This is a genomic window from Desulfatibacillum aliphaticivorans DSM 15576, from assembly GCF_000429905.1.
In the GTDB taxonomy this organism is placed as follows: Bacteria; Desulfobacterota; Desulfobacteria; order Desulfobacterales; family Desulfatibacillaceae; genus Desulfatibacillum; species Desulfatibacillum aliphaticivorans.
This window is the reverse complement of sequence record NZ_AUCT01000017.1, coordinates 112160-130738: the sequence shown is the minus strand read 5'-3', so window position 1 is coordinate 130738 and position 18579 is coordinate 112160. Positions and strand designations below refer to the sequence as shown.

Below are 18579 nucleotides of genomic sequence, written 5' to 3'. Positions count from 1 at the left end.
ATTCCGGAAAGCTGTATATTGTGTCCACTCCTATAGGCAACCTGGAGGATATCACCTACAGGGCCATCAGAACCCTTGGGGAAGTGGACATTATTGCTGCGGAGGATACGCGCCAAACGCTCAAGCTGCTGAACCATTACAATATCAAAAAAAAACTGGTCGCCTGCCACGAGCACAACGAGCAGGAGGCCGCCAAAGGCTTGATTGACCAAATGCAGCAGGGTCAAAATGTGGCTTTGGTCTCGGACGGCGGCGCCCCGCTGGTTTCCGACCCGGGATTCCGGTTGGTATCCATGGCGGTGGAACAAGGCCTGGAGGCGGTTCCCATTCCCGGAGCCTGCGCGGCCATCGCCGGTTTATGCGGGGCCGGCCTGCCTACGGACCGGTTTATGTTCTGCGGATTTTTGCCCAAAAAGAAGGGGAAGCTAAGGGAAGCGCTGGAAAGCGTTAAAGACGTCCAGGCCACTCTGATTTTTTATGAGTCTCCCAAGAGGGTTTTGAAAGTCATAGAGGGAATGACGGAGGTTTTGGGGGACAGGAAGGCGGTTCTCGCCAGGGAAATCACTAAAATCCACGAAGAATTTTTGCGCGGCGCCCTTTCCGAGATAGCAAAGGAATTGAACTCCCGAGAAGGAGTTAAAGGCGAGTGCACGTTGATCGTGGGCGGGTCTGAAGACCAAACTCCGGACTTTGGCTCCTTGGAAAACGTAATTAAAGCGGAAGTCGCCAAGGGCGAGCTTTCAGCCTCTAAACTTTCGGCGAAACTAGCGAAACAATTTGGAATTGAGAAAAAAAAAGTGTATGCCATGGTATTGGCTGCAAAAGATGCAGAATAACTACGAACCAAGGAGAACGCAATGCCTTTAAATAATGACAGTCCAAAGCCTTGGACTAAACACTACGAGCCTGAAGTGGTTCCGGAACTCAAATTTGAGAACCGGACCATTCTGGATTATCTGGGCCAGTCTTTTAGCGACTTTCCCAACAACGCGGCTCTGGTTTTTCAGGGGTACAAACTTAGTTTCGCCGGACTCAAGGACATGGTGGATCGCTTCGCCTCGGCCTTGAGCGGGTTTGGCATTGAAAAAGGGGACGCCGTCGCCATTTTGCTGCCCAACTCCATCCCTTGCGTGGCGGCTTATTACGCTATCCTGAAAATCGGCGGCGTGGTGGTCATGAACAACCCCCTGTATTCCGACCGGGAGTTGTCGCACCAGTTCAACGACTCCGGGGCCAAGGCCCTCATCACCCTGGACCTTTTGGCCAACCGCATGATCGACCTTCGGCCCATGACGCGCGTCCGCCAGATTGTATACACGTCCATGGGCGATTACCTGCCCTTCCCGAAAAATCTTTTGTTCCCTTTAATCGGAAAGAAAAAAGGCCTGGCAGCAGACGTCAAGCAGGCTTCGGACGTTTACAAGTGGAAGGAATTGATTTCCGGGTCGTCCCCCGCATCCGTCCAAGCTGATTTGGACTTGGATGACCTGGCCATGTTCCAATACACCGGCGGGACCACGGGCGTTTCCAAAGGCGTTATGCTGACCCACGGCAACCTGAGCCGCCAGTTCCAGCAGGTAAGAGCCTGGTTTAACGGCTTTGACCGCGGCAAGGAAGTCATGCTGGGCGCCCTGCCCTTTTTCCATGTTTTCGGCCTGACCACGTCCATGAACATGGCCGCCTGCCAGGGCTGGACCAATGTTCTGGTGCCCAAGCCCCAGGCGGAGCCGCTGCTGGACGCCATCAGCAAGTTCAAGCCGACCTTTGCGCCTTTGGTGCCCACCATGTACATCGGCATGCTGTCCGACCCCAGGATCAAAACCACGGACCTGACCAGCATCTCGGCGTGCTTTTCGGGCAGCGCCCCCTTGCCCGTGGAAGTGATCAAGGAATTCGAAAAAATCACCGGCGCCACCATCGTGGAAGGCTTCGGCATGACGGAATCCAGCCCGGTGACCCATATCAACCCGCTTCGGGGAACCCGCAAGCCCGGCAGCATCGGCATTCCAATCCCCAACACCGACGCCAAAATCGTGGATCTGGAAACGGGAGACAATGAACTGCCCCAGGGCGAGAGCGGCGAGCTGATCATCCGCGGCCCCCAGGTGATGAAGGGCTACTGGAACCGCATGGACGATACGGCAGAAACCATCCGGGACGGATGGCTGTATACCGGGGACATCGCCAAAATGGATGATGACGGCTATTTTTACATTGTAGACCGCAAAAAGGACATGATCCTTTCCGGCGGATACAATGTGTACCCTCGCGACATTGACGAGGTTTATTACCTGAACGACAAGGTGCAGGAAGTCTGCACCGTGGGCATCCCCCACCCATCAAGGGGCGAAGCGGCCAAGGTTTTCATCGTGCTGAAAGAAGGCGTGAAAGCCACGGAAAAAGAAATGCTGGACTTCGTCAAGGACAGGCTGGCCAAGTACAAATGGCCTGTGGAAATCGAATTCCGCACGGAACTCCCCAAAACCAATGTAGGAAAAATCCTCCGCAAAGACCTTCGCGCCGAAGAAATGGCGAAAAGAGGTTAGAACGCCCCAAAATCAACAAGCCCGCCCCGAACAAAGTTCGGAGCGGGCTATTATATAGAACGGTCGTCAGCCGGTTTGTACTTCTATGGGCTGGACCGTGAAACCAGGGGCTTGGCAGCGAAATCTTTCTGGGGGGGAAGAAAGCTGCCAAACCCGTCAGGCCCGCCGTCCACCGCGTTTAAACATCACGCGGTAGGCGTTGCCTGGATGCCTTGCAATAATAAATTCGCCAGAGGCTCGGCCAAGGGCTCCAGATCGTATTTTCCGCCGGCCATAACCCATGATGTGATCACCTCATCCACGGTGGCGAAAATCATGCGCTTGACCAGGCCAATCTGCACGTCGTGCCGAATCGCGCCCTCTTGCTGGCCTTCCTCCACGATCTGGCCCACCAAATCGTGGTACATCCTCAAGGCGTCCTTTATGTCCTCTTTCATAAGGCGGTCGCTCCGCCGCATTTCCACCTGGTAGACCAGGGCTACATACCGGTCTTCCTGGGATACCTGAAAGTGAAGCCTGATTAAGGCCTTCAGCCTTTCAATGGCGCTTTGCTTGCCTTCGAACATGGACGTAAAGGTGTCAAAGAACTTCTTGGACTGCTGGTTGACGAATTGCGCCATGATATCTTCCTTGTTCTTGAAATAAAGATATATGGTTCCGTCAGCAACCCCGGCAGCCCGGGCGATCTGCGCGATGGTTGATTGAAAATACCCTTTTTCTGCAAATACTTTTATGGCTGCCGACATAATCTGTTCGTGCTTGCCATTTTTTTGCTTGGGCTCCACTGTATCAACCTCACGAGAGAAATTCCCTCAACTGAGGGTGGATTCATTTTTAACTGATGAGTTTTTCCTTGTCAAGAAAAAAAGGCTAACAGATTTCTAATCCATGCTTAACGGGCATAACCACTTAATTTGATTTGATTAAAATCGAATAATTTACACGAAAGGAAAATATTGAAAAATGACGGTCGGTTATTTTATAAAATCTGAATACACCCTCATTCCAGAAACAGAGAGATCTCCCGGCGCATTGCCTCCGTCTCGTCAGGCGCCATCCATCGTATTTCCGGGTAGGCCTTAAACCAGGTCATCTGCCTTTTGGCCAGGCGACGGGTGTCCCTTTTCATGAGAGTGACGGCGTCCTCGTAATTCAGCGCCCCGGTTATATATTGGCACATGTGTCTGTATCCGATGGATTGCATGGATTTCAATTCCGGGCCGTAGCCGTTTTTTAACAGGCCCCGGACCTCCTGTTCCAGCCCCATGGCCAGCATTTGGTCCACCCGTTGGTCCGTGCGCTGGTAAAGGATTTCCCGCTCCCTGTGCAGGCAGAAAAAAAGCACGTCGTAGGGCGATTCTTCAAAACCGTGGGCGGCCTGTTGGGCCGAGGCTGGCTTTCCCGTCAGGATGCAGATTTCCAGGGCGCGTGTAATGCGATAAGCGTCGTTGGGGTGAATGCGCTTAGCAGATGGGGGATCCAGTTCCTTCAGGCGGTCGTGCAGGGCGTGGGAGCCCAGTTGAGCGGCTTCCCGTCTTAGGGATTCCCTGAGTTCGGGATCGGACCGGCCTTGGGTGAACAGGCCGTGAAGAAGGGCTTTAATGTAAAAGCCGGTCCCGCCGTCCACAAAGACCCGTTTGCCTGATTCATGGAGAGATTGGGCGATTGCCCGGGCCTGGGCGGCGAAGATGTTAGCGTCAAAATCCTCGTCCGGATCCACCACGTCGATCATGTGGTGGGGAACCAGCCGGCGGTCCTCCATTCCCGGTTTGGCGGCGCCGATGTCCAGGCATCGGTATACCGATACGGCGTCGGCGCTGATAATTTCGCCTCCAAACTCCCTGGCGAGAGGAAGGGTGGAGGCGCTTTTTCCCACTCCGGTCGGGCCTGCAATGACCACGATTTTATCTTTGGAAGGCACGGCTGGCTTTCAGGCTCGTCTTATTTATTGAGTTTGTTCCAGGCTTCGAGCAATTCCGCACGGGTCACGATAGCGCTGGCGTCCGGGACCAGTTTGGCCACGTTTTCCAGTCCGCCTTCCTGACGATCCACCAGGATAACGGCCTTGGCCACTTCCAGGCCCTGGGAGCGGGCCCGCTCAATGGCCTTGATGGTGGAGCCGCCGGTAGTCACCACGTCGTCCACCACGGCCACGCGCTCCCCTTCCTGCATGTCGCCTTCCACCCACTTGATAATGCCGTGGTCTTTGGGTTCCTTGCGGATGGAAAACGCCTTGATGGGGCAGCCCATAAGCTCCGAGGCGAAGGCGGCGGCCATGGCCACGGGATCGGCTCCGAAAGTCAGGCCTCCGATGCCGTCCAACTTGGCCTCTTTCACGGCTTCCATGACCAAATGTCCCACAAGGTACATTCCACGGGGATGAAGAATGGTGGGCTTGCAATTGACGTAAAACCGGCTCAGCCGGCCGGACACCAGTTTGAAAGAAGGCTCGTCAGAAAAATTTACGGACTTTTTACAAAGAAAATCAATAAGTTCTTGTTTCATTTAAGGGTTTTCCTCTTAAAGAAAAGGTTGCTTTTAAATGCATTAGATACTATAAATTGAACCCCCACCGAACTGGAAGAAGCCCTTTCTAATCGGGAATTCAGTGGGGGTCCTGACCCGGGAAAAACCGACTAGGGCACTCCCCGGACCTTGGATTGAACATATCAAGACCCTTTTTCCGGGTCAATCACAGAATGATTCTAACCGGCCGAACAATCTCAGTATTGATTATTGCAAGGCCACCATTGATAAGGTATGGACAACCAATACCCGGAGCTGGAAAATAAAAACGCCATCATTCGGATGTTTCATGTCACCAAGCGGTATGGCGCCCAACTCGCCCTGGATGACGTGAGCCTGGACGTGGAGGCTAATGAGTTTCTGTTTCTTACCGGTCCCAGCGGGGCCGGAAAAAGCACCTTGCTAAAACTTTTATATCTGGCCGATACGATTTCCGAGGGACAGGTTCTGCTCAAAGGCATGAACCTCTCCCGGCTTCCCAAAAAACGCCTGCCTTTCCTGAGGCGCAATATAGGCGTGGTCTTTCAGGATTACAAGCTCATCCCCACCCGCACTGTGTTTGACAACATCGCCCTGGTCATGGAAGTGGCCGGCGCCAGCGCCAAGCAGATCAAGCGAAAAGTCGGCTACCTGCTCCGCACCGTGGATATGGAGCACAAGGCGGGCGCCTTTCCCCAAAGCCTGTCCGGCGGCGAGCAGCAACGGGTGGCGGTGGCCCGGGCCATTTGCGGAGATCCGGACATCGTCCTGGCGGATGAACCCACCGGCAGCCTGGATGCAGAGAGCGCCAGAGTCATTATGGAGCTGCTGTTCGGCATTCACGCCCGGGGGGCGACTGTGATGGTGGCGACCCATGACGAGGCGTTGCTGCACAGTACGCGGCGCCGCATAGTCACCCTGAAGCAGGGTCGCGTAGTGGATCTGGGGTTATAACCATGCAGCCTATGTACTATTTCAAGCAGGCGTTAGACGATATCAGGGGGGCCAAAGTGCTCCATGGGCTGGCTATTTCCACGATCACGCTTATCTTTTTACTTACTGGGGTTTTCGCCCTGGTGTTCATCAACGTCTCCCAGCTGATGACCGCGCAGCAGGACAATGTGCGCATGATGGTTTATCTCAAATCGGGATTGACGGCGCCTGAGTTGGGCCCCATTCAACAGGCCATTGAAAAAACCAACCGGGTGAAATCCGCGGAGTTCGTCAGCAAAGACCAGGCCCTTGAAAGGCTGCGCACGTCCATGGACAATCAGGCGGGCCTGCTGGACGATCTTTCGGACAACCCCCTGCCCGACGCGTTTGAGGTTGTCGCCTCCCCAGGAGAAGGAGGATGGCAAGGCGTGAAGATGACCGCCGCGACAATCAAAAAAATTGCGGGCGTGGACGAAGTAAATTTCGGCCAGGCCTGGCTGGAGAAATTCTCTATGGTCGCAGAACTGTCCCGCGCGGCGGCCATAGCCATAGGCTTTTTGCTGATGGTCGCGGCCTTGTCCATCACAGCCAACACCATCAGGCTGGTCTTGTACAACAGGCGGGATGAAATAAAAATCATGGAACTGGTAGGCGCAACCAACGGGTTTATTCGTGCGTCTTTTTACATACAAGGCATGATTCAAGGCCTGCTTGGCGGGCTGGCCGCCTTGGGCCTATTGGCTTTGGTCTTTTTCATTATTGTTGCGGGCGCCCCCGCTCAGGAATTGTTAGGCAGGTTTGAGTTTCAATTCATCCCCATAAAATACTGCATATTGGGGCTGCTTCTGTCCGTAGGCGTCGGCGCCGCCGGATGCCATCTTTCCTTCGCCCAATTTACTAAGGATTGATTTTGCCTTTTTCAATGGGAAAAAAAATTCTGGTTTTAGTCTGCCTGGCGCTGACGGCGACGAGTCTGCAACAGCCGGCTTGGGCCGGCGACGGCAAGAAGGAAAAAATCCAGGAGCAGATTGGAGAAACCCAGGAGAAAATCAAGAATCTGGAAGTGACGCATCGTAAGATGCTTGCTGAACTGGAAAAAGCGGATAAATCCGTGGCAAGCGCGCAAAAGCGCGCTTCGCAATTAAAAAAGGATTTGCAAAAGACCGGAGAAGAAATAGCCCTTGCCAAAAGCGACCTGGAACAGGTAACACAAAGGGTGAAAGAGGCAGAGGATTACGCCGCAAGGCGGCTGGCTGAGTATTATAAACTGACCCAGACCGGAACCGCTTCGGTCATTCTGGGGTCCAACTCGGTCTTTGACGCGTCGATCAGGCAGGACGCCCTGAAACGGATCATCGCCTTTGACAACCAGGTTTGGGAGGATCTGAACCAGGACAAAAACCGGCTTAAGACTTTGACGGACAGCCTGGAGAACAACCGGGACGAGCAGGCCAGGCTGGAAAAGGAGTTGGATCGGGAGCTTGCTGAGCTAAAAAGTCAAAGGGCGGAAAAAAAGAAGTTGTTAGCCCGGGTCAGCAAAGAAAAGGGCCTTGCCCAGGCTGCGCTAAGATCTCTGGAGCAGGCGGCCAAGGAGTTGAGCAAGACCATCAACCGCATCAAACCGTCGGTCAAGCCGCCTCCCAAATCATCCAAGGCGCCATCCAGTTCCTTTGCTTCGCTCAAGGGAAAAATGGGCCTGCCGATTCCCGGAGGCAAAATCATGGCCGCCTTTGGCGCCCATAAAGATCCACAGTTCAAGGCCACCCAATTCCGAAGCGGCGTGGATATCGCCTCGGAAATCGGGGAGCCCTTTCACGCCATCCATGACGGCAAGGTCGTCTACTCAGGTTGGTTCAAAGGGTATGGCAACATGATAATTATTGACCACGGAGAAGCCTATTTTTCGGTTTGCGCCCATGCTGAAGACCTTTTTAAGGAAAAAGGGCAAACAGTGGAAACCGGGGAGGTAATAGGCACCGTTGGAGACTCGGGCTCTTTTTCAGGTCCGGGCTTATATTTTGAAATCAGACATCATTCAACGCCGCTTGACCCCGCTGAGTGGTTGAGAAAGGAAAATTGATGACTTTTACCAAAAGATTCCACAAAACAGGTTATGCAGCCTTTTTCACCCTATTTTGTTCCCTCCTGCTCGCCGCCGTCTTTTCGGTCCAAACGGCGCAAGCGGATGAGGAGGCATACAAAAACCTCAAACTTTTTTCTCAGGTGATTGAAATCATCGAGAACAATTACGTGGACGAAGTCAAGACCGAGGACTTGATCTCCGGCGCCATCCAGGGAATGGTGCAGACGCTGGATCCTCATAGCGAATTCATGCCCCCTGAATCGTACAAGGACCTTAAGGAAAGCACCAAAGGGGAATTCGGCGGCATTGGAATTCAAATTTCCATGAAGGACGGATACGTCACCGTAATAGCTCCCATCATGGGAACTCCGGGTTTCAGGGCCGGCATCCAGGCCGGCGACGTGATTGTGGCGGTGGACGGAGAGTCCACGCTGGATATGAAGCTGACCGAGGCCGTCAAAAAAATGCGGGGGGAAAAAGGCACCTACGTGACCTTGTCCATCTACCGCAAGGGCATGAAAAAAGCCAAAGATTACAAAATATTAAGGGATATCATTGAGGTTGCAAGCGTCCATGAAACCTCTTTGGCGCCCCATTTCGGATATGTGCGCATAACCAATTTCACGGAATCCACCGAGACCGATCTTTTGGAAGCCATAGAAGGGCTCAGGCAGGACGAACAGGAACTCAGCGGTTTGATTCTGGACCTCAGAAACAATCCGGGCGGCCTCTTGCATCAGGCGATTTCCGTTTCCGACGTATTTTTAAGTAAAGGGGTCATAGTTTCTCATAAAGGCAGACGCGCCACCTCGAGCCAGGAGTACCATGCAAGCCCTAGCCGCAGGGACGTCAAATGCCCCATGGTGGTTTTGATCAACGGAGGCTCGGCCAGCGCATCGGAGATTGTGGCCGGAGCTCTGCAGGATCACAGAAGAGCAGTGCTGCTTGGAACCACCTCTTTTGGCAAAGGCTCCGTCCAAACTGTCGAGCCTTTGCGCGACGGATACGCCTTGAAGCTGACCATCGCCCGTTACTATACTCCCAGCGGCCGTTCCATCCAGGCCGAGGGCATTGTTCCGGACATCATTGTCAAGGCCGGGTTTGACAAGAAAAAGAAAGATGACAAAGACGATGAAGAAAATTCTGAATTCGTCTATCTGAAGGAAAAGGATCTTAAAAACCACCTGGACGCTGAGTCGGACGCAGGCGAAGAGGAGCAAGGCCAGGAGGAAACCGCAGATGACCAGGAGCAGGAGTTGGATATTCCTTCCGAAACTCCGAAAGAAGAGGTAAAGACAGGGGAGCCTGTGGGGCCGGAGCAAGATCCCACCAAGATATTCGGCTATCTGGATGTTGACCAACTATTGAAGGATCATCAGATTAAAAGAGCGCTCGACATACTTAAAGGGTACAGTTTGTTATCGGGTTTGGAAAAATAGATGGTGCAGAAAAAGAGTCCAACCAAAAAAGCTCCGCCCAAAAAGGGCGGAGCTAAAAAGAAAACCAAGAAAAAGCCTCAGAACGGTAAAAACGTCTTAATCAAGCTGGCTGTCGCAATTATCCTGGTTATAGCCGCCGCCGGCGCCGTGGCTTACATGGCGAACCGCTACGCTCCGGCTTTGGAGGAAGCGGCCCAGTCTCAAGCGGCCAAGACCGGCGCCAAGGCGCCCCGGCCTGCTGAGCCGCCTAAACCCGCGGCCGCCAAGCCCCAACCGGCTCCGGCGGCGCCAGTGGAAAAGGCGCCAATCAAAAAGCCTGTTTACGAAATTTTCGACGACAAGCATATTGAGGAGATTCCCGACCACGAGCCGGAGGTTCCCGAAGAGCCGCCCGTGGAACTCGCGGATGACAGGCCTCGGGTCGCCATCATCATAGACGACATGGGCTACGGCAACGGCATTCAGCACAAATTTCTGGATCTGCCTTACGTCCTAACCTACTCCATCCTGCCTCACAGCCCGGATCAGATTGAAATCGCCAATCTGGCGCATGACAAAGGCCGACAGGTATTGCTCCATCTGCCCATGGAGCCCATGCAATACCCGGAGGTGGATCCGGGCCCCGGTACTTTGCTGGCCTCCATGACTACGGATACCATGATGGATATCCTTAAGGAGGATCTGGCTGCGGTGCCTTACATCGCAGGCGTGAACAATCACATGGGCTCCCGGCTGACCATGGAATCCGGCGCTTTGTATCCCATATTCACGGTCCTGAAAAAACAGGGCCTGTTTTTTGTGGACTCCAGGACCACCCGCCATAGCGTGTGCGGGCCTTCGGCGCGGCTTTTCCAGCTTCCTTTCGCCCAACGGGACGTTTTTCTGGACCATGTGAGGACGGAAGCCTTTGTGGAAAAGCAGCTCAAGCTCCTGGTCAGCGTGGCGAAAAAACGCGGCCAGGCCATTGGCATCGGGCACCCCTATAAGGTGACCTATAAGGTGCTTGCGGCCCGTTTGCCCGCCGTGGATGCGGAGGTGAGGCTGGTTCCCGCCTCCGATCTTGTACGAGTTATTAAGTAGCCCCGCATTTATTGCGGGGCCGCCCGCTCCCCTTTGCCATTCCCCTGCATTAGCTGTTAACCTGCTTCAATTTTTCCGTTTTCTAAAGCCTGAAATCCTTTCTGTAAGGCCGCCTTTGTGCTAAACTCCCGGCCTATGGAACTCAGACGATATCAAACATCGGATCTGGATCAGGTCGTGGCGCTTTGGAAAGAATGCGGCCTTACCACGGCTGCAAACAATCCTTATAGGGACATCCAAAGGAAGACGGCGGACAGCCCGGAGCTTTTTTTCGTGGGCGAACACCAGGGAAAAATCGTCGCATCCTGCATGGCGGGCTTTGACGGACACAGAGGATGGATTTATTATCTTGCCGTGGCCCCATCCTTGCAAGGAAAAGGTTTGGGCGCAAGGATCATGCGCCATGCGGAAAAAGCGCTCTTGGACTCAGGCTGCCCCAAGATCGACCTGATGGTCAGGAAAAGCAATACGCTGGTTTTGGATTTTTATAGAAATATAGGCTATCAATCAGATCCTGTTGTGGTGATGAGCAAGCGTTTATATGATGATGAGGCGTCTGATTAAAGGGACGCCCGCCGAAATATGCAGGAGGGAACGATGAAGCGCATAATCGGGCCGAATAATAAAGTAAATTACGGCGTTTACGACGAGCTTGTTGATTTTAATTACAAAGATTTCAGGTTGATGAATTTCTTTGGGAAGGAAATCAAGGGAATTCGCAAATACCTGGCCCTGCACATGTTCAATTATATCGGCATAAATGCAGGAGACTATTTTGTGGGCCTGGCTGCGGTCAGGCTGGGGTACATGCACCTGGTTTTTGCTTATGTTTACGATTACAATCAGGGCATGCTGTTTGAAATGGACAAAAAGGGGCCGGGCAAGGGCAAGCTGATCTTTCCCGTAAACCCGGACGAGTATTCCATTAATTACAGCACGGCCAAAGACAGGTTGGTTTTCGTCAAATCCCACTCGCGCAACACCCTGGCGCTTCAGGCCTGTCTGGACGGCCGACTGGAAATCTCCCTGACCGCCCCCTACGGTCTGGAGCAGTACCAGCCTTTACGCGTTTTAAATCCTTCCGATCCATACCGATGGACCTTTACGGAAAAATGCTCGCCCATTGTTCCCGACACCCTGGAGATTTCCCTGGACGGCAACAAGCTGGATCCAGGCCCGGCGCCCACCCTGCTGTACGACTGGTCCGGCGGATATTTAAGGCGGGAAACCAATTGGTATTGGGCGGCTTTTTCAAGCCCCCTGCCCGGCGGGGACGAGGAAATAGTCGGCGCCAATTTCGCCGCGCTCACCAATGAATCCTTTTTCAGCGAAAACGCCTTTTGGGTCGGCAAAGAGCGCACCCGGGTCGCACGCTGCATTTACGACTTCAACCAGACGGATCTTTACCAGCCCTGGCGCATCTGGGACGAAGACGGAACCGTGGATCTACATTTCGTCCCTCAGGCGGACAGGGGAGAGCGCATCAACGCCTTTTTGATAAAGTCCAACTTCAACCAGTTGTTCGGAACCTTTTCCGGCAAGCTGCATCCCAAGGGCGGGGAGCTGGTGGAGTTTGAAGGGATTCGCGGCCTCACGGAGTTCCATCGGGCGGTTTGGTGAAATAACAAAAAACGAGGGGCGCCCGCCTGGCGAGCGTCCCCCGTTGAGTAACAAATCAGGCTGTCTGTCAGCTTTCCGGCTGATTACAGAACTGGGCCGCCCGATCCACAAAAAACTCCACAACCGGAATCCCCACCTCAAGAGGCAGAAAGCGCTCCAAGGAGTATTGCAGATCGTCATTTAAATGATCCTCAAAAAAGATTCCAATCTGCTCCGGCACGTAATCATAAAGGATCGACTCAATCAGGGCGGGCGCAAAGCTCACAAGGGAGTCATCCAGGAAAAAGGGCAGAATGTCCAGCAGCTCCTCAGGATCAAAGCCAAGCAAATCACCCAGGCCGTAGAGGTCTTCCACAACCAGATCTTCGTAAAGAATCGGCAGAAAGTCCACCGGGTCCAGCCATTGAGCGAGGTCCACCGCGCCGTCCTGGTTGATGTCCATATTCACCCAGGCCGCCAGCGGGATGTCACCCACCGAGCCTCCGAAAAGCCCTTCAATGGAGCCGTCGTTGAACAGGCCCACAACCCTGTTGCCTTCAAATTCGGGAAGCACCGCGTTAAAATCCACTCCGCCGTAATCCCACAGGACAAAAGGATTCACCCTGGCGTTTTCCAGCGCGGGCAGGCTGCCGGTCTCCACGCCCATGAGCTCCAGGATCGTGTAAATCAGGCCCAGGTCAACGCCCTCATCCAACATTTCATTGGTCAACGCGTTTAAAAGCTCCGTTAAGGTGAACTCATAACCCAGGGAGTCCGGCAGATCAAACGGCCAGGGAATGGACTGGTTTAACGCAGTATTGGTGAAGTCGCTTGGCAGGTCCAGCAGGTCTTCGAAATAAGTGTAATCCCCCTCGCGCTGGGACATGCAGCCAACGCCCTCCCAGAAGTCGTTCAGGGCGGCGAACAGGCTGTCCCGGCTGTCCGTCATGAGCGTCATGGAGACGTTGGTCCACTTGCGCAGGTCCCAATGCTGCGCCGGGGTCAGGAACCCGTTTTCAAACAGGTCCTGCATGGTTTGCTCGCCGCGCATCATAGCGTCGAAATCGGCGTCCATGTTGTAGTGGTATTGCGCCTGGATGGCTGCCAGCCCCAACTCCAGCATTGCTTTGAGGTATTTGACGTCCGCATAGTCGGAGTGCACCTGCTCCTCGAAATAGGGAACCGTCCAGTCCACGGCGAACGCGTCGCTTATCACCGCGCAGTTGGAAATGGCGGCCTCCACTTCGGGCCTGACCTTATTATAAAAGAAATCCTGCAATTCGGCGCCGGTGGGGCAGTCCTGGGGCATGTCGTAAATGTCGTATGGCGCTATGGCTAAAAAATTCGTACGGGCTTCGTTTTCAAACTCAAACCCGAACCGGTCCAGGATTTCCCCAAAGTTGTCCAGTTCGCCGCCGGGCGTGTAGCTGTCTGACATGTCGTGCCATAAATACACCACGCGGGTTCCGGCCAGGAAAAAATTTGCAGCGTCCCAGGCCTCTTTGTCGTCTCCCGGCTCCAAGGCAGCAGCAGCCTCAAAATAGCATTTGGCGCGGCACATCCAGCCTTCCTTAAGGGCGTCAAGACCCTGCGCTACAAGCTCTTTCAGGCTCAGGCCCAGAATTTCTGCTTTGTAGAGCACTTCAGGAATGGAGGCGTCCTTGATTCCAGGGGACAAGGAGGGAGTGTCGCCGACGATGTTATTGGCGGCAAGCGCAATGCCCTTGGCGTCCTCATTGTTGGGATCAATATAGCCGAAATCCACGTCCGCCTGGCTTCCCAGGGAAAACAGGTTGGTCGTCCCGCCCGAGCCGTCGGCAAAATACACAGGGAAAATCCACCCGTCCTCGATGATAAAAACCTGGACGTCCACGCCCACGGGAATGCCCTGCAAATTGAAAGAATAGGCTTCCTTGACCCCATCACCGTCCAGGTCCAGGTCTGGCTCCTGCCCGGCCGTGTCGTATTGTGCGACGATTTCGTTATCCGCGACAGCCACAATAATGGTCCCGCCAACGGCTCCGGTTATCGCCGCCACGCCCTTATCAACCGCATCCTTCACGGCTTCCGTGTAGCCTGAATCGCTGCTGGAGCAGGCGAACAGACTCAGCGCAAACAGCGCCAGGACAAATATGCTCCCAACACGCGGATTTTCTCCCTTGATTGATTTCATAACTCCCCCCTTTACTTATGAAGCGGAAAAACAGATGAGTCCAGGCGAACGGAACGGCGCGGCCGAGCCGGGCATACGCCGTGGATTTTTTTTTGGATCTTAAAAAAGTGACAAAATCGTTGTGAGGGCGGACAAAGCGCCGTTCGTGGACGGCATACTAGTGACTATAAATAGCCTTAACAATAATTATACGCCCGGTCAAGTTTTTTCCCGGGTTGATATCCAGCATAAAATGGTGATATCCTATCTCAAAATTTTGTTCAAACCCAAGGAAGGGAGGCGCCCTATGCTGCAATTTGACGTGCCTTTTGCACCCGAGGAATCATACGCGGATTTTCTCCGTGAAAACGCGACGCGTATTTATTCACTGTATTTCAGCCTGTATTCTCCCAAGGCCCTGGACGCCAGGGCCAGGTTTGAAACCCGGAAGGCCGAAGAACTGGCAGCCTTGCTGTCACGGGTTCCGGGCGTGAAAAAATTCGCTCTGCTGAACTCCCGATTCAATCATCCCGGCTGGTATTTTGATGCTCAGTCATGCGCCGGAGTTGTGGAAGCGCTTCAGGCGCTATTGGATAGCAATTGCCTGGACGGGGTGGTTTTCGGGGATTTTTATCAGCTTCAGGCGCTGTCCGACGCCGCCCCGGAGCTTTGCTCCCAACTGGAGGCTGTTCCCAGCGTCAACTTCTCGCCGGACTCCCTGGAAAAAATCCGCGTGCTGATTTCCGAAATCGGCATGACCCAATTCAAAGCCCCGCAAAAAATCGTCCTGGACCGCGCCCTTAACCGGAACATGACCAAGCTGAAAAAAGTTTCCGCTCAAATCAGGGAGAAATACCCGGAAATGCTGATTGAACTGCTGGCCAATGAAGGATGCTTGTATCAGTGCCCCTTTAAACCGGCTCACGACGCTCTCATTGCGTTCTGCAACATGGACCTGCATCCTGACAACACCCACTCCATCAACAAAAAACTGGGCTGCATGAGGCATCTGAATGAACATCCCCACCATATATTCTCCTCGCCTCTGATCCGGCCCGAGGACGCCGACCGCTATGAGCAGACGGCGGACGTTATCAAGCTGTGCGGCCGCAACAAAGGGGATGCAGCTTTTCCCGCCATGGTCCTTGGCGCTTATCTTAGCAAAACCTATGAGGGCAACCTTTTGGAATTGACGGACTCCATGGAATGGCTTGGAGAAAGAGTCCATATTCCCAATCAGGACCTGCCCGGGCACTTTTGGCAAACCTTGGCTTATTGCAATAAGGATTGCGGATCCTGTAACTATTGCAAGGATTTATATGAGGCCTACGCCGTGGAGAAGGAGTTTTCGATCCCGGAATTTCGCGCTTCCCAAAATTAGCAGGAAGCATCTATTTGCCCGCCAATTAAACTCTGAAAAATTGTTTGAAAAGTTTTTTCAGGTATGATTAACTTTGTTAACATACCGTTTTTATATACTATCCAAACAAATTGAAAATATCACTCTCCTATTTACAACTCAAGATTGGCCTGTTGGGCGCCGATGTACATACTTAAGCAGTAGTTCATTTTTTCAGAAAAAAAATTTCAATCGAGGCCAAAATGAGTTTGGAATCACAGTGTGAACACAAGCCGAGCATTCTGGTTGTTGATGACAAGCCGCAAAACCTGTTTGCTCTGAAAAAACTATTGGAAAATCCGGCCTATGACGTTCTCACGGCTGTGTCGGGCAACGACGCCCTTGCCATGGCTTTAGAGCACGATTTTTCCGTGATCCTCATGGACGTGCAAATGCCGGGGATGAATGGGTTTGAGACCGCCAACCTGTTGAGCCTGGACGAAGCGACCAAGCATATTCCCATAATCTTTGTGACGGCTCATCATGCAGATGCAAAAAATATTTCCCAGGGGTATGAGTCAGGGGCGGTGGATTTTCTTTCCAAGCCTTTGAATCCGCACATTCTGAAAAGTAAAATCAATGTTTTTATGGCGTTGCACAAGCAGAGGGCGGAACTGGAAAAAACAAACAAGGATCTTGCGCAGACGGATCAAAGCAAAAGCGAATTCCTTGAGGAAGCAGGCGACAGTCTCCGCAAGCCGTTGTTCCGGATTATGGGTCTGGCGAAGAGACTGCTTGAAAACGGCCTGGACGAGCAGTGCAAAGAGACGGCGGCCGAACTTCTGGAGCAAACAGACAGGCTGATTTCCGCAACGGACGCCTTGTTCCAGTACACAAGCGGTGAAATTAAGGAAAACCGGATTCGCCCGAAAAATTTTAACCTGGAGCATGTACTGAGGGACGTGGACTACGTCCTGGGGCTGAGAGCCCGGGAAAGGCAGATCTCTTACCGGTGCACCAGGGATCCCAATGTTCCCCCGTTGCTGGTGGGCGACTCCACCAGGCTGCGCCAAATCATGCTGACGTTGATCACTACCTCCGTGAAATTTTCCAATCAAGGCGATGTCAACGTGCATGTAGATCTATTGGAGGATTTGGAAGACCGCATAACCTTGCGTATTAGCATGAAGGAAATGGGTAAAAAGGGAAAAGGCGGCGATTGGCTGAACAAGGCCTTGGAAATTTTAGAGCCGTTTAAGCCTTTGGATGACAAAGAGGGGTTCCAGTGCCCCGTTGGTCCGACTCTGGACCTGACAGTCGCCAGGCAGTTGGTGGAGGCCATGGGCGGCAAGACCGGCGTGGAGGAAACTCCCGACGGCGGATTGAATCTGTGGTTTACGGCGGTTTTCAAAAAACAGCCCCTTAAAAGCCTTTCCGTAGGAGCCGCGCCTCCGCCCAAAAGGCCTGCCTCCAAGGTTTTCAAGGCGAAAGAAAAGTCTGTTGAACCCTGGAAAAACGGGATGTCCGAGTCCCCTACAGGGAAGGCTCTGCCGAGCCCAACTCCATTTGCAGTTTAAAAAAACAATTGACGGCAAAGGCCGGTTCGCCTTCGGGCGGCCGGCCTTTTTTATTTTGGCGAGAAAAACTTTTCAAATCACATTCTGAGAAGCCATTGCAGCCTGCCGCGTCCTTTCTCGATGGCGGCCTCGGGGCAAACCTCCATGCAGCAATAGCAGCGAATGCATTTGTTGTAGTCATACGTAGGCTTCTTCCCCCCGGATCCGGCCTTGCTGATGGCGCCCGCGGGGCAGATCTTCATGCACTGATAGCACAGGGTGCACTTTTCCTGGCCTGGGACCGGCCTGTCTATAAAAAGATTTCTGAACCGTTTGGAGGTGATGGGCCACCGGACCATGTTGGAAAGAATGGTTCCCCTGGACGGCCTGAGGGGTTTATGAGTGAAGGAATCTTTCGGGTCGCCGATCCATTGCACTTCCTCGGGGGAGGTAACGTTAAAACCCCGTTCAAAGCCGCGCATGGTGATAAGCGCCTTTTCCACATCCAGGCCGGACAGGGTTGTGGCGACATAATCCAGAGCCACTGCGTCCGTGGAGGCCAAAATCGCGTCCATGCGCGCCGGGGAGCCCGAAGCGCCCGGCCCCTCCCCTTCCATGACTATGATTCCGTCCATGAGGTGCAGGAAGGTTTTAGGCTTGTCAAAGCCGTACAAAAGGCAGCCGTAGAGGTCCAGGAGGAATTCAGAAAACTCGTCCGCGGCAGGCGCCTTGACGTGCATCTTCGACTTTTGCAGGCCGGGTATGGCGCCGAACATGTTCTTTACCGCTCCGGTTACGTAGGTCAGGCCGTGGGTTTTGAATTTGGGAAGGTTGATTATAATATCGGCTTCGAAAAAGGCTTCGGCGACATCCACGTGTTTGTAGCGGCGGCTGCCTGCATAATTCAGCGTGCGGGTTTTGTCCACGCTGGCGACTTCCACGCCCTCTTCGGCGACGACCTGGGCGTAGGCTGTTTTTTTAATCACGCGATCCGTGGAATGGATGGAAGGGGACTCGATGAGCACGGGGTCACCACCGTATTCCTTGACAATCCGCGCCGCGGCTCGAAAAAACTCATGATGCGTGATCACCGCCTTTTCCGGGGGCGCGGGAACCAAAAGGTTAGGCTTTAAGGCGACCCTGGCGCCGTGGAAGGTTTGAGGGTCAAACCCGATGTTTTCAAGGCTCTGCATTATGGTTTTGCGAAGATTTTCCGGGGAGTAATCCTGGCACTTCAATACGGAAACCGGACAGCCTGCCATTTTACCTCCTTATGATCTGCGGATGCGCTCGTCTGTTTTTGGACGAATGGTGAAAGGTCTATGTACACGTGCCATAAAAACATGG

16 protein-coding genes are annotated in these 18579 nt (G+C 53.4%); 11 read left to right on the top strand and 5 right to left on the bottom strand.

Annotation, left to right across the window (positions count from 1 at the left end; all coding sequences use genetic code 11):
• Positions 1 to 20: 20 nt before the first annotated feature.
• Together rsmI and G491_RS0115285 are read left to right on the top strand one after the other, a co-directional pair.
• Positions 21 to 836: a 16S rRNA (cytidine(1402)-2'-O)-methyltransferase gene (gene rsmI, locus G491_RS0115290; protein WP_345917598.1), complete on the top strand. Its 816-nt coding sequence runs from the start codon at positions 21 to 23 to the stop codon at positions 834 to 836.
• Positions 837 to 857: 21 nt separating this feature from the next.
• Entirely contained in the window at positions 858 to 2546 is a 1689-nt protein-coding gene (locus G491_RS0115285) for a long-chain-fatty-acid--CoA ligase (protein WP_028315232.1), read from the top strand.
• A gap of 185 nt (positions 2547 to 2731) precedes the next feature.
• Here the strand turns inward: G491_RS0115285 and fadR are convergent, their stop codons facing one another.
• The 3 genes from fadR to pyrE all read right to left on the bottom strand — a co-directional run bounded on the left by fadR (position 2732) and on the right by pyrE (position 5051).
• Positions 2732 to 3331, bottom strand: a complete 600-nt coding sequence (fadR, locus tag G491_RS0115280) for a fatty acid metabolism transcriptional regulator FadR (protein WP_015949356.1) — start codon at positions 3329 to 3331, stop codon at positions 2732 to 2734.
• A 215-nt stretch (positions 3332 to 3546) separates the two neighbouring features.
• Complete coding sequence (miaA, locus tag G491_RS0115275; protein ID WP_028315231.1) at positions 3547 to 4467, bottom strand: tRNA (adenosine(37)-N6)-dimethylallyltransferase MiaA; 921 nt, start codon at positions 4465 to 4467, stop codon at positions 3547 to 3549.
• Between the two features lie 20 nt (positions 4468 to 4487).
• Complete coding sequence (pyrE, locus tag G491_RS0115270; protein ID WP_028315230.1) at positions 4488 to 5051, bottom strand: orotate phosphoribosyltransferase; 564 nt, start codon at positions 5049 to 5051, stop codon at positions 4488 to 4490.
• Between the two features lie 255 nt (positions 5052 to 5306).
• Between pyrE and ftsE the strand changes: the two genes are divergently transcribed.
• The 7 genes from ftsE to G491_RS0115235 all read left to right on the top strand — a co-directional run bounded on the left by ftsE (position 5307) and on the right by G491_RS0115235 (position 12206).
• Entirely contained in the window at positions 5307 to 6005 is a 699-nt protein-coding gene (gene ftsE, locus G491_RS0115265) for a cell division ATP-binding protein FtsE (RefSeq protein WP_028315229.1), read from the top strand.
• A gap of 2 nt (positions 6006 to 6007) precedes the next feature.
• A complete protein-coding gene (locus G491_RS0115260) occupies positions 6008 to 6892 on the top strand; it encodes a cell division protein FtsX (RefSeq protein WP_028315228.1) in 885 nt (294 codons plus the stop codon).
• Between the two features lie 2 nt (positions 6893 to 6894).
• On the top strand, positions 6895 to 8064 hold the full coding sequence (locus G491_RS0115255) for a murein hydrolase activator EnvC family protein (protein ID WP_035219052.1): 1170 nt from the start codon (positions 6895 to 6897) through the stop codon (positions 8062 to 8064).
• Positions 8064 to 9506 carry a S41 family peptidase gene (locus G491_RS0115250; protein WP_028315226.1) on the top strand — a complete coding sequence of 481 codons (1443 nt, stop codon included), beginning with the start codon at positions 8064 to 8066 and terminating at the stop codon, positions 9504 to 9506. The genes G491_RS0115255 and G491_RS0115250 overlap by 1 nt, the downstream gene beginning before the upstream one ends.
• The gene (locus tag G491_RS33990) at positions 9507 to 10586 is read left to right on the top strand and encodes a divergent polysaccharide deacetylase family protein (protein ID WP_051327285.1); all 1080 of its coding nucleotides are present in this window, start codon (positions 9507 to 9509) and stop codon (positions 10584 to 10586) included.
• A gap of 135 nt (positions 10587 to 10721) precedes the next feature.
• Positions 10722 to 11150, top strand: coding sequence for a GNAT family acetyltransferase (locus G491_RS0115240; RefSeq protein WP_028315225.1), 429 nt, complete (start codon positions 10722 to 10724; stop codon positions 11148 to 11150).
• A 33-nt stretch (positions 11151 to 11183) separates the two neighbouring features.
• Positions 11184 to 12206 (top strand): DUF2804 domain-containing protein, encoded by a 1023-nt coding sequence (locus G491_RS0115235; RefSeq protein WP_028315224.1) that lies wholly within the window; start codon positions 11184 to 11186, stop codon positions 12204 to 12206.
• A gap of 67 nt (positions 12207 to 12273) precedes the next feature.
• Here G491_RS0115235 and G491_RS0115230 read toward each other — a convergent pair whose 3' ends face one another.
• Positions 12274 to 14358 carry a hypothetical protein gene (locus tag G491_RS0115230; RefSeq protein ID WP_028315223.1) on the bottom strand — a complete coding sequence of 695 codons (2085 nt, stop codon included), beginning with the start codon at positions 14356 to 14358 and terminating at the stop codon, positions 12274 to 12276.
• Between the two features lie 286 nt (positions 14359 to 14644).
• Here G491_RS0115230 and G491_RS30970 point away from each other — a divergent pair, with 286 nt between their 5' ends.
• Positions 14645 to 15718, top strand: coding sequence for a hypothetical protein (locus G491_RS30970; RefSeq protein WP_051327284.1), 1074 nt, complete (start codon positions 14645 to 14647; stop codon positions 15716 to 15718).
• Positions 15719 to 15939: 221 nt separating this feature from the next.
• Positions 15940 to 17253, top strand: coding sequence for a hybrid sensor histidine kinase/response regulator (locus tag G491_RS0115220; protein ID WP_028315222.1), 1314 nt, complete (start codon positions 15940 to 15942; stop codon positions 17251 to 17253).
• Between the two features lie 77 nt (positions 17254 to 17330).
• On the opposite strand, the gene G491_RS0115210 is transcribed toward G491_RS0115220, so the two are convergent.
• Complete coding sequence (locus G491_RS0115210; RefSeq protein WP_028315221.1) at positions 17331 to 18494, bottom strand: DUF362 domain-containing protein; 1164 nt, start codon at positions 18492 to 18494, stop codon at positions 17331 to 17333.
• Between the last annotated feature and the right edge of the window lie 85 nt (positions 18495 to 18579).